At 75.8% G+C, this 13,246-nt stretch carries 13 protein-coding genes; 11 read left to right on the top strand and 2 right to left on the bottom strand.

The features are described from left to right. From FXF52_RS38125 to FXF52_RS38175, 11 genes are all read left to right on the top strand, one after another. The coding region (locus FXF52_RS38125; RefSeq protein ID WP_222870907.1) for a hypothetical protein at positions 1–1,456 on the top strand (1,456 nt) is incomplete at its 5' end. After that, the gene (locus FXF52_RS38130) at positions 1,456–2,205 is read left to right on the top strand and encodes a hypothetical protein (protein ID WP_148804533.1); all 750 of its coding nucleotides are present in this window, start codon (positions 1,456–1,458) and stop codon (positions 2,203–2,205) included. The genes FXF52_RS38125 and FXF52_RS38130, both read left to right, overlap by 1 nt. Before the next feature lie 115 nt (positions 2,206–2,320). After that, positions 2,321–3,892, top strand: a complete 1,572-nt coding sequence (locus tag FXF52_RS38135; protein WP_148804534.1) for a phage baseplate assembly protein V — start codon at positions 2,321–2,323, stop codon at positions 3,890–3,892. Next, entirely contained in the window at positions 3,892–4,230 is a 339-nt protein-coding gene (locus FXF52_RS38140; RefSeq protein ID WP_148804535.1) for a hypothetical protein, read from the top strand. The genes FXF52_RS38135 and FXF52_RS38140 overlap by 1 nt, the downstream gene beginning before the upstream one ends. After that, positions 4,227–4,661 carry a GPW/gp25 family protein gene (locus FXF52_RS38145; RefSeq protein WP_148804536.1) on the top strand — a complete coding sequence of 145 codons (435 nt, stop codon included), beginning with the start codon at positions 4,227–4,229 and terminating at the stop codon, positions 4,659–4,661. Before FXF52_RS38140 ends, FXF52_RS38145 begins: the two co-directional genes overlap by 4 nt. After that, on the top strand, positions 4,658–7,402 hold the full coding sequence (locus FXF52_RS38150) for a putative baseplate assembly protein (protein WP_148804537.1): 2,745 nt from the start codon (positions 4,658–4,660) through the stop codon (positions 7,400–7,402). Before FXF52_RS38145 ends, FXF52_RS38150 begins: the two co-directional genes overlap by 4 nt. Then, a complete protein-coding gene (locus FXF52_RS38155) occupies positions 7,383–7,928 on the top strand; it encodes a phage tail protein (protein WP_148804538.1) in 546 nt (181 codons plus the stop codon). The genes FXF52_RS38150 and FXF52_RS38155 overlap by 20 nt, the downstream gene beginning before the upstream one ends. Next, positions 7,925–8,848 (top strand): hypothetical protein, encoded by a 924-nt coding sequence (locus FXF52_RS38160; RefSeq protein WP_148804539.1) that lies wholly within the window; start codon positions 7,925–7,927, stop codon positions 8,846–8,848. The genes FXF52_RS38155 and FXF52_RS38160 overlap by 4 nt, the downstream gene beginning before the upstream one ends. Positions 8,849–8,959: 111 nt before the next feature. Beyond that, positions 8,960–9,439 carry a hypothetical protein gene (locus FXF52_RS38165; RefSeq protein WP_148804540.1) on the top strand — a complete coding sequence of 160 codons (480 nt, stop codon included), beginning with the start codon at positions 8,960–8,962 and terminating at the stop codon, positions 9,437–9,439. 42 nt (positions 9,440–9,481) lie between these two features. Further along, entirely contained in the window at positions 9,482–10,252 is a 771-nt protein-coding gene (locus tag FXF52_RS38170; RefSeq protein ID WP_148804541.1) for a hypothetical protein, read from the top strand. 92 nt (positions 10,253–10,344) lie between these two features. Continuing rightward, positions 10,345–11,352, top strand: coding sequence for a LacI family DNA-binding transcriptional regulator (locus FXF52_RS38175; protein ID WP_148804542.1), 1,008 nt, complete (start codon positions 10,345–10,347; stop codon positions 11,350–11,352). Between the two features lie 23 nt (positions 11,353–11,375). Here FXF52_RS38175 and FXF52_RS38180 read toward each other — a convergent pair whose 3' ends face one another. Further along, positions 11,376–12,050: a response regulator transcription factor gene (locus FXF52_RS38180; RefSeq protein ID WP_148804543.1), complete on the bottom strand. Its 675-nt coding sequence runs from the start codon at positions 12,048–12,050 to the stop codon at positions 11,376–11,378. After that, positions 12,047–13,246 (bottom strand): sensor histidine kinase (locus FXF52_RS38185; RefSeq protein WP_319993802.1); only part of this gene is annotated, 1,200 nt, incomplete at its 5' end. The genes FXF52_RS38185 and FXF52_RS38180, both read right to left, overlap by 4 nt.

The raw sequence follows: 13,246 nt of genomic DNA on the forward strand, positions 1-13,246 counted from the left end.
TCCGCCGTTGCCACTGCCACCAGTGTCGATCACGGTCTGGGTCTTGGCCCTCGACCGCCACGCCGCCCCCACCCTCGACCGGCTCGTCACCCCGACCGGCGACCGGCTCGCCCCGGTGGCGGTGGACCCGCCCCCGCCCCGCCGCCCCGGCGAACCCCCCGAGCACTGGCTGCGCCTGGTCGCCGCCCACGCCCCCGGCCTCCTCCGCGACCTCCCCCCAGCCGCACTCCCCCTGGCCGACCTCGCCGCTGTTGATCAAGAAGTTTCGGTCGGATTCGCCGCGTCAGACGACGCAGACCTCTTGATCGACGGGCCCGAGGACGGGGTGGGTGCGGGCGGGGCGGTGGGAGTGCAGGGGCGGGACGGCGGCCGGGCCGTGGTCGGGACGCGGGGCGGCCGGAGGTGGCGGGCGCGGTTCGGGCGCGGCGTCCGGCGCCGGTGGCGGCGCCCTGACGCGGACCCGCCGGCCGGGCCGGACCGGCTGGCCGGATCGGACCGGCTGGCCGGGTCGGGCCTGGACGCGGCCTCCGGCCAGCACCACGGCGGGGAACGGCTGGCAACTGCGGCTGGCCCGCGTCTCCGTGCCGAGACCGCCGGACAGCCGCGGGTGCCCCCGTTCGGCTACCGCGGTGCCCACGCCCAGCTGCCCTCGGCTTCCCGGACCGACCTGGACCCGGCGTCCACCGGCTTCCCGGATCACATCGCGGCGGCGCCTGGTCAGCGGGGGTCAGGCGGCACCGCCGGGACCGGGCATGACGGCCGCAGAGCGGACGAGGAAACCAGCACGGCACCGGGCACCCACCCGGGGCGCGCCCGGCAGGCCCCGCCTCGCCCCGGCGAGCCCAGTGCACACATCGCCCGGACCGGGCCCAGCTTGAGCAACGGGCCCGGCCCGCGCACCGGGTGGTCCGGCCACGGCGACGACCCGACGCTCCCCGGGTACGGCGAGCGGGCCGCACCCGTGGCGGGCCGGCGGCCCGACGGGGATACGCCGGTTGCACCACGTCGCCCCGACCCGCGCGACGGTGGGCATCTCGACCGGGCCGGCGGTTTCGGCGCCGACCCGACCCGGGTGGCGGACCTTCGGGTGCAGCTGTCGTCGCTGGAGGAACAACAGCTGCATCCGAACCGCGGCGAGATTCGATCGGGAACGCGGACGGGCGGTTCCGGGGCGGCGGGCGGGCCGGCCACCGCCGGTCCGGAGTGGAGCGAGGAGCGTTCGGCGTCCGTCCCGGCGCAATCGTCGCCGCCGCTCGCCGCCACCGGGTTGTGGCCGGCGTTGCCGGACGAGGCCCGGACCGCACCTCGTGCCGAGGCCCGGGGCGCACCCGGAGACCGGCGCCGGCGGGACCCCTGGCCGGCGCTGCCCGACGACCGGGAGCTGTGGCTGCCGGCGGCGGCCACGGTCGACGCCGCGCGGCTGCGCCGGCTGGACCGGGAACAGGCGGGCGAGTGATGGAACGCGTGGCCTTCCTCGTGGACGAGTCCGGCACCCGGGTGGACTGCCTGCTCAACCCGGAGACCGTGCAGGTCACCCGGCTGGCCGGGGTACGCCCCCGGGGCGCCGCCGACGGCCAGCTCACCGGGGCCGGCCTGGCCGACGACCCGCTGGTCTTCACCGGCGGCGGGCGCACCGAACTGGTGCTGGACCTGCTCTTCGACACCGACCTGGTCGAGTCCCAGGTACGCCCCGAGGACGTCCGCGCGCTCACCCGGCCGCTGTGGTTGCTGGCGGAGAACTCGGCCACCGAGCACGGCTGGCTGCGACCCCCGCTGGTCCGGCTGGTGTGGGGCAAGACCTGGAACGTGCCCGGGGTCATCGTGGCGATCGCGGAACGCTTCGACGGGTTCACCCTCACCGGCACGCCCCGCCGCTCCTGGCTGCGGCTGAAGCTGGTCCGGGTGGCCGAGTCCGCCGAGGCGGCCCAGGCGGGCTTCGCGGAGGAACTGGCCGCGGCCAGCACGCCGTTGCCGCCCGGGTCGGCGGTCGTCGCCGCTGCGGACGGCGCGGCCGAGCCCGGCTGGTCCGGGGTGCGCTTCGACCTGCTCGCCCACGACGCGCTCGGGTCGCCGCTGCGCTGGCGGCTGCTCGCCGAGCACAACCGGATCAGCGACCCGCTGACCGTGCCGGCCGGCACGGCGCTGGCCGTGCCGGCGGCCACCGCGACGCCGACCGGCGACGGGACGGGAGGGACCACGCCGTGACCGCACCGCAGCCCGCCAGCACGGGAGAACCCCGCGCCGTTGCCGCACCCCGGCCCGCCGGCCCGGCAGGACGCCACGCCGGGCGGGAACGCGGCGACGCGACGGGAGGTGCGGCGTGAACCGGGCCGCCACCGTGACGATCGACGGCACCCCGCTGACCGACCCCCGCCGGCTGCGGGATGTCCGGGTGGCCGCCCGCCTCGACCAGCCGACCCAGTGCGAGCTCACCCTCGCCACCGGGCCGGGCGCCGCCGCCCTCGACCCCCCGGTACGCCCCGGCGCCACCCTCGACCTGCGGCTGGACGGCCAGCCGGAGGCCCTGTTCACCGGCGAGGTCACCGCCGTCGAGGTGGACTACGCCGCCGACGGGGTCGCCCTGCTGCGGATCCGCGCGTACGACCCGCTGCACCGGCTGCGCAAACGGCAGGAGCTGCGGGTCTTCGAGGCGGTGACCGCCGCCGACCTGGCCGGGGCGCTCTGCGCCGACCTCGGGCTCACCGTCGACGCGGAGACCGACGGGCCCCGGCTGGACCGGCTGCTCCAGCACCGGCACAGCGACCTCGACCTGCTCCGCGAGGTCGCCGGCCGGGCCGGCCTGCACCTGGCCGTGGACGGTGACCGGCTGCGGCTGCTGACCCTCGACGGTTACGGCGAACCGGTCCCGCTGACCCTCGGCGACACCGTCCACGCGCTGCGGATCGCGGAGAACCTGGACCGGGCCGGCGCGGAGTGCGCCGCCCTCGGCTGGCATCCGCAGCGCGCCGAGCCGCTGCGCCAGCAGGCCGACGCGGCCCGCTCCGGGCGGCGCATCCCCTTGCGGCCTGAGCCGGGCGAGGTGGGCGCGGACGGGGTGCGGACCGCCGTGGACCAGCCGGGGCGCAGCGACGACGAGCTCGCCGCCCTCGCTCAGGCCGGGTTGGACGCCCGGGTCGCCGCGCTGGTCACCGCGGCGGGGACGGCCGAGGGCGACCCGGCGCTGCGCCCCGGCCGGCGAATCGCCCTGGCCGGCGTGCCCGCGCCGGTAGCCGGGGTGTACGTGCTCACCGAGGTGGTGCACACGGTCGACGCGAACGGCCACCTGAGCCGGTTCTCCACGGTCCCGCCGGAGCCGCCGCCGGCCGCCGCGCCCGCCCCGGCCACGGTCACCCTGGGCACGGTCACCGACGTCGACGACCCCGACCGGCTCGGCCGGGCCCGGGTGACGCTGCCCGCGTACGGGGATCTGGACGCGGGCTGGCTCGCCGTGGTCTGCCCGGGCGCCGGCCGGGGTAAGGGCATCGTGGCGCTGCCCGACCCGGAGGACACCGTGCTGGTGGCGCTTCCTGGCGGCGAACCGGCGGCGGGCATCGTGCTCGGCTCGCTCTTCGGGGCCGTCGAGCCGTACGACGCGGGGATCGTGGACGGGCGGTCCCGGCGCTGGTCGATGCGGACCGGCACCGGCCAGTCGATCGTCATCGACGACGACGGGCGCACCCTGCGGCTGGCCACCGACGCGGGCAGCTTCGTGGAGCTGCGGCCCGAGCTGACCACCGTGCACGCGGCCGGCGACCTGGTGCTCTCCGCGCCGGGCCGGGCCATGGTGGTCCGCGCCCGGACCGTCGACTTCCGGCATGCCGAGGCGGCCGAGGATGCCGACACCGCCGCGGCGCAGGCCCGCGCCCTCGCCCGTGCCCACGGAGGTGGCTGATGCGCTGGATCCACCGCGACTCGCTGATCACCTGCGACCACGACGGCCGGGTCGCCAACCGCGCCTCCCAGCAGTGGGTCACCGTCGAGGGTGTCCCGGTGCTGGTGGCGACCGACCCGGAGGGGCGGGACATCACCGCCTGCCCGAACTACGGCCCCGTCATCAAGCCCTGTGCCAAGACGCTGCAGGTGACCGTCGGCTACAGCACCTGGCTGCGGGTCGACGGCCACCGGGTGGTGCTGTCGAACCTGGACGGCCTGACCGACGGCACCCCGCCCGGGCTGGTCCACCACACCGTCCGCGACCCGCGGCAGAGCTTCCTGGAGGCGGACGTATGAGGGCCTTCCGCTTCGTCGGCGCTGGCTTCGACGCGGGTCGCACCGGCGGCCTCGCGCTGACCGCCGCCGGCGGGCTCGCCATGACCGAGGGCGACGAGACGGTACGCCAGGCGCTGTACCTGCTGCTGTCCACCACGCCGGGCGAGCGGCTGATGCGCCCCGGGTACGGCTCCCGGCTGCACCGGCTGGTCTTCGCGCCCAACGACGACACCACCGCCGGCTTGGCCATCCACTACGTGCGGCAGGCGATCCGGCGGTGGGAGCCCCGGGTCGAGGTGATCGACGTGGACGCCGGACCCGACCCGGACGACCCGTGGCGGCTCGTGATCCGGCTGGACTACCGGGTCCGGGCCAGCCTCTCCCCCGGCCAGCTCGTCTTCTCCGTCGACCTGCTGCCCGCCGACGACCCCGGCGAGGAGGGAACGTCATGACGCTGCCCGTGCCGCACCTCGACGACCGCGCCTTCCTCGACCTGGTCACCGAGGCGCGGGAGCGGATCCGCCGGTCCTGCCCCGACTGGACCGACCTCTCCGCGCACGACCCCGGCATGGCGCTGCTGGAGGCGTTCGCCTACCTGACCGAGGTGATGATCTACCGGCTGAACCAGTTGCCGGAGAAGGCGTACGTCGCGTTCCTCAACCTGCTCGGGGTGGCCCGGCACCCGCCCACCGCGGCCTGGGCGGACGTCCGGTTCAGCCGGACCGGCCCGGACCGGGGCGCGGTCCGCGTCCCGGCCGGCACCCGGGTCGCCGCAGCCCGCGGCGCCGACCCCCGGCCGGTCGTCTTCGTCACCACCGAGCCGGCCCTGCTTCCCGAGGGGGAGACCGAGGTGACGGTACGCATGCACCACTGCGAGCCGGTCGAGGCGGAACTGCTCGGCGTCGGCACCGGCCAGGCCGGCCAGGTGTTCCGGGCGGCCCGGGCGCCGCTGACCCGGACCACCGAGGCGCTCGACCTGCTGCTCGGGGTGGAGGTGCCGACCGGCTCGGTGGAGCTGGGTGCGGCCGCGCGGGAGCACGAGGGGCGCACGTACGAGATCTGGCGGCCGGTGGACAGCTTCGCCGGCGTCGGCCCGCAGGCCAAGGTCTACCTGGTCGACCGCGCCTCCGGGGTGGTCACCTTCGCCCCCGCGCTGGACCTGCGCCCGCCGGCCGGGCCGGAGACCGGGCCGGACGCCGGGCCGGACGTCGAGGGGGTGCCCGGCCCGGGGATCGACGGCCTGGCGCCCGGCAGCGGCCCGGCGACCGGCGACGCAGCGGCCGGGGGCGGCGCGGGACCGGCGGCCGGCGGCCCGGGCGAGGCGGCACGGGCGCCGCGCGGCCTGGTGACCGTGGCGGCGGTGCCGCCGGCCGGGCGGCAGATCCGGCTCTGGTACCGGTGCGGCGGCGGGCCGGCCGGGAACGTGGCCGCGGGGACGCTCACCAGCCTGCGGGACCCGCTGCCCGGGCTGCGGGTGGACAACCCCGAGCCGGCCGGCGGAGGTCGGGACCTGGAGTCGCTGGAGTCGGCCCTCACGCGCGGGCCGTACGAGTTCTTCGCCCAGCAGCGCGCGGTCACCGCCCGCGACTACGAGATCCTCGCCGCCGGTTCCGGCGCGGTGGCCCGGGCCCGGGCGTTCACCCGGGCGGCGGTCTACAGCTTCGCCCGGCCCGGCGAGGTCGAGGTGGTGCTGGTGCCGTACGTGCCGGAGCAGGCCCGCCCCGGCGGCCGGCTGCCGGTGGGCGTGCTGCGCGAGCACGAGGTGGAGGAGGCTCGCCGCCGGGTGGAGGCCGACCTGGACCGGCGGCGGGCCCTGGGCACCGCGGTCCGGGCCGGCTGGGCCCGCTACAAGGCGGTGTCGATCCGGGCCCGGGTGGTGGTCCGCCGGGAGGAGGACGTCGACGCGGTCCGCAGCCGCATCCACGACCGGTTGCACCAGACGCTCAGCCCGCTGCCCACCCCGCTCAACCCGACCGGCTGGGCGTTCGGCGAGCCGCTGCGGGCGTCCAACGTGTACCGGATGCTGGAGCACGCCGAGCCGGGCGTGCGCTACGTCGAGTCGGTCCGGTTCGTGGTCGACGAGGCGCCCGACGCGCAGGTGCGCACCGTCGCCGTCGACCAGTACCAGCCGGGCACCTGGTACGCGGGCCGCGGCCCGGTGCTGTTCCGCTCCACCAACGCCGGGGCGGGCTGGGAGCCGGCCGGCCGGTTCGACGCCGAGACCGTGGTCCGGGTGGTCCCCGCCCCCGCCCCGGTACGCCCCGGCGTGGTACCCCGGGCCGGCTCGGTGGCCGTGGTCACCGCCCGCGACGCCGGCGGCTCCCGGGTCCGGCTGAGCACCGACCTCGGCGAGACCTGGACGCTGCTGACCGACCTGGACTCCCGGGTGCAGGATCTGGCCTGGATCGACCGGGACGGGGCGGGCGCGTTGCTGCTCGCCACCGACGCCGGCCTGTACGAGGTCTCCCTGCTGCCCGGGTCGGTGCCGCTGCAGATCCTGGTCGACCCGGCCGACGCCGACCGGGGCTTCTACGCGGTCCGCGCGTTCGTCTCCGAGCGCGGCGCCCCCGGCGTGGCGGTCGCCGCCCAGGCCGGCTTCGGCGTCTACCTGTCCACCGCGGCCGGCCGCCCCGGCACCTTCGCCCACGTGGGCCTGGCCAACGTGGACAACCGGGTCCTCGCGGTGCAGTACGACGGCCCGGCGACCCTGCTGTGGTGCGGGGCCGGCGAGCCGGACCCGAAGAAGCCCGGGCAGGGCTGCCACCGCACCCGGCTGTTCGAGTCGGACGTCAAGTGGCAGGCCGTACAGGCCGGCTGGATCGGCGGCACCTGCCGGGACCTGGCGTTCAGCGGCACGCTGGCGGTCGCCGCCACGCAGAGCGGCGGGGTGGTCCGGCTGGACACCCTGGCCGCCCAGCCGCAGTGGCAGCCGGTGATGGTCAACTGCGGGCTGCCGCTGCGGGACCGGACCCGGTTCGTCCCGGTCGACGCGATCGCCGCCACCGGCGGGCCGGACCGGCTGATCCTCGCCGGCGGGGAGCGCGGCGTGTATCGCACCGGCGACGCGGTCGACTGGACGGCCAGCGCCAACCAGGCCACCGCCGACGTGGTCACCGTCCCCGGCACCTGGCTGCTCTGCTCCGGCGAGCACGACATCGAGGTGGTGCGGCAGGATGCGCCGAACCGCGATTGAGCGGCTGCTGCCCGCCGCGTACCAGCGGGCCGCCGGCCCGGGCAGCGTGCTGGGCGCGCTGCTGGACGTGATGGAGGCGCTGCACGCCCCGGACGAGGCGGTGCTCGCCGACGTCGACGCGCTCTTCGCGCCGTACCGGACCCCGGACGGCTTCGTCGCGTACCTGACCCGCTGGGTGGCGATGGACCACGTGGTCGCCACGCCCCGGGCGGACGCGCCGCTGCCGCTGCCGCTCGGCCGGCTGCGGTACCTGGTCGCCCACGGCGCGCTGCTGGCCCGCTGGCGGGGCACCCCGTACGGGATGCGCACCGCACTGGAACTGGCCACCGGGGCGACCGGTTTCCTGCTCGAGGAGCCGGCGGACCGGCCGTTTCACGTGGTGGTCCGGGTGCCACCGGCCGCCGCCGACCAGCTCGCCGTGATCACCCGCATCGTCGAGGCGGAGAAACCCGCCGCCGTCACCGTCGAGATCGTCACCGCCGTCCCGTCCCCGCCGTCCGTGCCGTCCCCAGAGGAGCCGTCATGACCACCGAATGGGCGGTCGTCGCCGCCGCCGAGCAGTTCACCCTGGACGTGCGCAACAGCGGTGAGCTCACCTTCACCGTCTCCAACCCGGGCGCGGCGCCGGACACCGTGGTCTTCGACGTGGCGCCCGGCGAGGGCAGCCAGCGCGCCTGGTTCACCGTCGCCGAGCCGCAGCGGGTGGTGCCCGGGCAGGGTTCGGTCTCCTTCCTGGTCCGGCTCACCGTGCCACCCGGCACCCCACCCCGGCGCTACGACATGACCGGGTTCGCGTACTCGGCGAACACCGCACCCGAGGAGAGTTCCCGGTCCAGTGGGCGGGTGACCTACGACGTGCAGGCCGTCGTACCGCCGAAGCGCACGCCGTGGCCGTGGCTCGCGGCCGCGGCGGCGCTGGTGCTGGTGGTGGCCGGGGTGGTCGGCTGGCTGGTCACCCGCGGCGGTGACGCGCCGCCTCCGCCGCCCCGGGCCCAGGTGGTGACCCTGGAGGCGGAAAGCCTGGTGCCGGGCGCGGTGGTCCAGTCGGCCGGCCCGGTGGCGGCGACCGTGATCGAGCAGCGGAACTGCTGCCTCGTCACCTGGTCAGGCGACGCCCAGCTGTTCTTTCAGGGCCGGACGATCGGCGACCGGGTGACCGTCACGGTGAACCTCCCGGTCGACGGGACCTGGCGCTTCGCCACCGTGCGCACCACGTCGTACGACTACGCCAACACCATCTTCCTGGTGGACGGCCGGCAGGTCGGCAACACCTTCTTCGGCTTCACCCCGACCGTGGTGAAGACCGACTGGATCGACGTCGGCACCGTCACCCTGAACCGGGGAACCCACCAGGTCACCCTGGTGGCGGTGAGCAAGACGCAGGCCACCGACCTCTACTACGCCGGTGTCGACCAGCTCCGGTTCACCCAGCTCATTCAGCCGTGAGCGCCATGAGCGAGCGCAGCGAGCGAATCATCAGGCACAGCGCGGTGGTGCCTCATGGTCGATCGGAGCGCAGCGGAGATCGGCCATGAGCGAACGCAGCGGAGATCGACCATGAGCGGGCGGCAGAAGCTGCTGCTGGCGGCGCTGGGCGGGCTGCTGGTGGCGCTCTATCTGATCGCGGTCGGCGGGGGCCGGCACGACCGGGGGGACCCGGCCGCCCGGCCGGGCTGGCTGAGCGGGCTGGGCGGCGGCGCGGCCACGGTCGACCCGGCCACGGTCTCCGTCGCGTGCGCGCCGCCCGCCGCGCCGCCAACCGCCTCCGCCGACGGCACGGTGGTCACCTTCCCCACCGGCTGCCTGCTGCGGGTCGCCGACCCGGGCGGCCTGCGCACCCTGGTGCTGCGCAGTCCGGCGGCGTTCGAGGTGACGGCGCCCGCACCGGGGGACGCCGAGGTCACCGTCCGCGACGAGGTGAGCCCCGGCGACGAGGGTACGGCGGCGGTGGCGAAGGTGGCCGTCGACCGGGCCACCGAGGTCACCCTGCGCTGCCCGGGAGGTGACGGATGCACGGTCACCGTCGCCCGGTCCTGATCGGACGGACGCGCCGGGCGGGACCCGGGAGGGAGGCACGGCATGGGTGAGCTGCGCAAACCGTTCCTGCTGCTGGCGCTGCTCGCGGTGGCGCTGGTGGTGGGGCTGGAGCTGGGGGCGGCGCTGCTCACCGGCGGCGGGGACGCGGGTGGCGCGCTGCGGGACAGCGCCGGGCAGTTGGGTGTGGAGCTCGGTGAGGTCGGGACGGTCACCGAGCCGGCCGGCCGGGGCACGGGCTACCTGGCGCTGATCGACGTGGTGGCGCTCTGGACCACCGGGCTGTTCAGCCTGAGCCTGGTGGTGCCGGACCGGATCCAGGGCCGGGTGCAGGGGGTGGCCACCCTGGTCTTCGCGATCGTCCTGCTGATCGTCTCGGTGGTCCTGCTGATCGTGGCCTTCGTCGAGCTGACCGTGATGGTCTCGCTGTTCCTGGCGGCGCCGTTCGGCACGCTGGCGTACCTGGTGGTGTGGGGGTTCTTCCCGGTCGGAGACGCGGCCGTGCTGCTCGGCCTGGTGCTGCTGCTCAAACTGGTCTGGGCCGGCCTGCTGCTGCTCGCCCAACCGCGTTTCCTGCAGAACAAGGGCCTGGTGCTGCTGGCGCTGACCACCCTGGTCTGCACGGTGGTGCTGGAGTTCCTGCACCGGCTGGTGCCGATGATCCTGGTCAGCATCACCGATGACCTCGGCGCGCTGATCTTCGCCGTGGTGGCGGCGGTGTGGGCGCTGGTCCTGCTGGTCGGCTCCGTCCCCGCCATCGTCAAGGCGGTGCGGACCACCGCCACCACCTCCCGACCCACCGTCCCGTCGCGGTGAGGCGGGGGTTGGGGGAGAATGACGTCCGCCGATCCAGCCTCCTTGCGGTGCTGCGATAACCTCTCGGCGACCGGGTGAGAAAAGGGGGTGGCATGGCGACGCTGGCCGACGTCGCCCGCCGAGCGGGCGTCTCTCCCGCGACCGCGTCGCGGGTGATCAACCGCAGCAGCAAGCCGGTCGCGGACGAGCTGCGCGAGCGGGTGCTCAGGGCCGTCGCCGAGCTGCGGTACGTGCCGAACGCACACGCCCAGCTGCTGGCCCGGCCGCAGCGCAGCGTGGTCGGCGTGGTGGTGCACGACGTCTCCGACCCGTACTTCGCCGAGGTGACCCGGGGGCTGCAACGGGTGGCCACCGAGCAGGGCCGGTTGGTCATCATCTGCAACAGCTACCGTGACCCGGAACGCGAGCTGGAGTACGTCGACCTGCTCCGCGCCCAGCAGGTGGCCGCGATCGTGCTGGCCGGGTCCGGCTACCACGACGCGGGCGTCAACGCGCTGCTCGACGAGCGGCTAAATGCGTACGTGGCCACCGGCGGGCGGGTAGCGCTGGTCGGCCGGCACCGGCACCGGGGCGACGCGGTGCTGCCGGCCAACGAGGAGGGCGCCCGCCTGGTCGGGGCGGAACTGCGCCGGCTCGGGCACCGGGTGGTCGGCGTGATCGCCGGCCCGGACGCGTTGACCACCACCACCGACCGGCTCACCGGCCTGGCCGCCGGCCTCGATGGGGCGCTTCCCGCCGACCGGATCCGGTACGCCGACTTCACCCGCGACTCCGGGGCGCGAGCCACGGCGGAGCTGCTGGATGGCGTACCGGGGCTGACCGCGGTCGTGGCGCTGAACGACTCGATGGCGGTCGGCGCCCTGTCCGTGCTCCGGCAACGCGGCGTACGCGTGCCGCAGGAGGTTTCCGTGGTCGGCTTCGACGACATGCCGATCGCCGCCGACGTGACGCCCACCCTGACCACGGTCCGGCTGCCGCTGGCCGAGCTGGGCGCCCGGGCGATGACCCTGGCCCTGGACCCGGCCGCCGACCGGGACCGGACCGAGACCCTCCCCGCCGAACTGGTCCGCCGGGACAGCCTCGGCCCCGCCCCGTCCTGACGCGGCGGGCCGGCGGCCGCGGGTCAGCCCTGCGGCGTCACGAGCCCCGTCTCGTACGCGAGGATGACCAGTTGCGCCCGGTCACGTACGTCGAGCTTGCTGAGCAGTCGTCCGACGTACGTCTTCACCGTGCCATGACTGAGGCACAGCTCCGTCGCCAGTTCCGTGTTGGATCGACCCCGCGCGATGAGGGTCAGCACCTCGCGCTCGCGCACCGTGAGACGGTCGAGGAGCGGAGACGTCCCGGCCCGTTCCGGTGGCCGCGCGGTGAACGCGGCGATGAGGCGGCGGGTGACCGTCGGCGCGAGCAGCGCCTCGCCCGCCGCGACCACCCGGATCGCGGCGAGCAGGTCCGCCGCACTGGCGTCCTTGACCGGGAACCCGCTCGCGCCCGCCCGCAGCGCGCCGAACACGTACTCGTCGAGATCGAAGGTGGTGAGGATGAGCACCCGGCTGCCCCGGGTGTCCGGGCCGGCGCAGATCCGCCGGGTGGCCTCGATGCCGTCCACGTCGGGCATCCGGATGTCCATGAGCACCACGTCGGGCCGTTCCCGTCGGCACACCGTCACCGCCTCGGCGCCGCTGGCCGCCTCACCCACCACGCCCAGGCCGGGAGTGCTGTCGATGAGCATCCGGAAGCTGTCCCGCAGCAGGGTGTGGTCGTCCGCGATCACGACCCGGACGGCGGAACCGGTCACCCCGCCTCCCCGACCGGCGAGTAGGGCAGCAGCGCGCAGACCCGGAATCCGCCCTCGGGCCGCGGTTCGGCGATCATGCTGCCACCGTAGATGGCGACCCGCTCCCGCATGCCGGCCAGTCCCCGCCCGGTGCCCGGCGTAGCCCCGGTCGGGTCCGGAGGTCCGTCGTCGGTCACCTCGATGCGCAGGGTTCCCGCGCTCCCCTCGACATCGACCCGGCACGTGGTGGGTGCGGCGTGCCGAATGACGTTGGTCAGCGCCTCCTGCACGACGCGGTACGCGGTGAGGCCGAGCGCCTGCGGCAGGTCGTCGACCCCGTCGACCCGCAACCGCACCCGTACGCCGGTGCCTTCGGCGTTGCTGACCAGGTCCGCCAGTTGAGCCGGCCCCGCCGTCGGGGCGAGCTCGACGCCCGGCTCACCGGCGCCCTCCGTCCGGAGGATGCCGACCGCTCGTCGGAGATCGGCCAGTGCCGTCCGGCTGGTCTTCTCGATGACGGCGAGGGCGGCCCGGACCTCGTCGGGCCTGCTGTCGGCCAGGTGGTTCGCCACGGTGGCCTTCACCGAGATCAGGCTCATGCTGTGGCCCACGATGTCGTGCAGTTCCCGCGCGATCCGCAGTCGCTCGTCGACGACCGCCGTGTGGGCCTGGGAGCGGGCCAGCCTGGCGGCAAGGTCCCGGCGCCACCCGACGAGACGCCCGACCGACCAGCAGATCGCGAGCAGGGCCCCCGTCACGCCGATCTCCCCCGGCGCCCAGAGGGGGACCTCCGAGCCGGCGGCGGTGGGCAGCGAGGGCAGCCGTGCCGCGTAGAACACCGCGATCGCGGCCGCCGGGACGGCCAGGGCGGCGAGCAGCGCGGGAACGGAACGGCGCGGCGGAAGAGCGGCCGCAACCGTGTAGAGGGCCGTCGCCGCCGGCACGAACTCCATCATCAGCATCCCCGCACCGGCCACGCCCACGGCGGTCGCCGACGCCGCCACCACGAGCACGACGGCCAGCACGGCGAGGGGCCACCGCCGCCGGGCGACGACCGGCAGCGCGACGAGCCCGGCGGTGGCCCAGACCGCCCACCAGGGTCCCGGGTACGCCGGGCCGGGCGGGTCGGTGACGGTGTAGGCGACCAGCAGCAGGAGGACCAGCGCCCAGACCAGGTCGGTGATCAGGAGGCGGCGGGAGGCGATCACCCGCCCAAG

The organism is Micromonospora sp. MP36, from assembly GCF_008119785.1.
GTDB lineage: Bacteria > Actinomycetota > Actinomycetes > Mycobacteriales > Micromonosporaceae > Micromonospora.